General features: G+C 48.6%; 3 protein-coding genes. All 3 read left to right on the top strand.

Going from position 1 to position 1,301, the window contains the following annotated elements; genetic code table 11:
- Positions 1–119 precede the first annotated feature (119 nt).
- Positions 120–236, top strand: coding sequence for a DUF3387 domain-containing protein (locus tag U9P07_02355; GenBank protein ID MEA2108249.1), 117 nt, complete (start codon positions 120–122; stop codon positions 234–236).
- A gap of 52 nt (positions 237–288) precedes the next feature.
- Positions 289–990, top strand: a complete 702-nt coding sequence (locus tag U9P07_02350; GenBank protein ID MEA2108248.1) for a DUF6088 family protein — start codon at positions 289–291, stop codon at positions 988–990.
- Positions 971–1,301, top strand: a 331-nt coding sequence (locus U9P07_02345; GenBank protein ID MEA2108247.1) for a type I restriction-modification system subunit M N-terminal domain-containing protein, incomplete at its 3' end; no start/stop codon positions are given. The genes U9P07_02350 and U9P07_02345, both read left to right, overlap by 20 nt.

Raw genomic sequence — 1,301 nt, 5'->3', positions numbered from 1 at the left:
GCACCATTTAATGAAAACAGGTACTTGGGACGATTTTAACGATCGATTTCAAGTGCCTGTTTTATTGCTTGATATAGTTAGTTTTCTGATTTTGTAGTCCACTTTGTAGCCGAGAGTTTATTGAGGCTGTGCGGCGGATGCCGAGCAGGAACCTGGCGGTTGAACTGCTGGAAAAACTGCTGCGGGATGCGATCAAGGCCCGTACCCGTGACAATGTGGTTCAGGAAATGAAATAGGGGGAAAGGGTGCTGAATAGAGGTTGACAGTTAGTTATAAGTAGGTTAATTATTGACACAAAAAACAGCATATATTTGTGTCAAATACATCATGAGAAAACATACTAAAAGCATAGATAATAAGGTACTTAGCAGGGTATATGGCCATGGTAGGGGTTGGGTATTTACTCCGAATGATTTTAAAGATCTTGGCAGCCGTGATGCGATTGCCTCAGCCCTTAAGCGCTACAAGCAATCGGGGCAGATACGTCAATTAGCCCGGGGGCTCTATGACTACCCTAAAAGTGACCCGCAGTTGGGTTCTTTGTTGCCTTCCTCAGACGATATTGCCAAAGCATTGGCCGGGCGGGATGCTGCCCGGTTGCAGCCGACCGGGGCCTATGCTGCAAATTTGTTGGGGCTCTCAACTCAAGTGCCAATGAAAGTGACTTATCTTACTGATAGCCTGTCTCGTACAGTGCAAGTTGGTAACCGGCAGATTATTTTGAAGCGAACGACACCTCGTAATATGGCAACAGCTGGTCGGGTCAGCGGCTTGGTGATTCAAGCGATACGGCATATGGGTCAAAAAAATGTAGATGATCAGGTCATTGCTCAACTTGACCGGCGTCTTGATGTTCTGGCCAGGCTTCAACTTATGAAAGATATTCGCTACGCGCCCGCCTGGATTGCCGATATATTCCGTGCTCTGGCGGCCGGGGAGGCTGCGTCTGGTGCCGACCGAAGAACAAATGATGGTAGACTTCAAAGATAAAGCCAATCTCATCTGGAAGGTGGACGACCTTCTGTGTGGCGACTACAAACAGTCAGATTACGGCAAGGTCATTTTGCCCATGACTGTTTTTCGGTGGCTGGACTGTGTGCTGGTCTCCACCAAGCAAAAGGTGCTGGACTGCCTGCCCAAGATTGAAAAACTTTCCGACAGCGCCAAGGATGTCACCCTGAACAAGGTAGCCGGGTTTAACTTCCACAACCGCAGCCAATACGATTTTGCCAAGCTCATTGCCGACCCGGACAATATCGCCGCCAACTTGCGCAACTTCATTAATGGCTTTTCCGCCGGGG

The organism is Pseudomonadota bacterium (genome assembly GCA_034660915.1).
Lineage (GTDB): Bacteria > Desulfobacterota > Anaeroferrophillalia > Anaeroferrophillales > Anaeroferrophillaceae > DQWO01.
The sequence above is the reverse complement of the archived record's forward strand: the minus strand, read 5'-3'. Positions and strand labels throughout refer to the sequence as shown.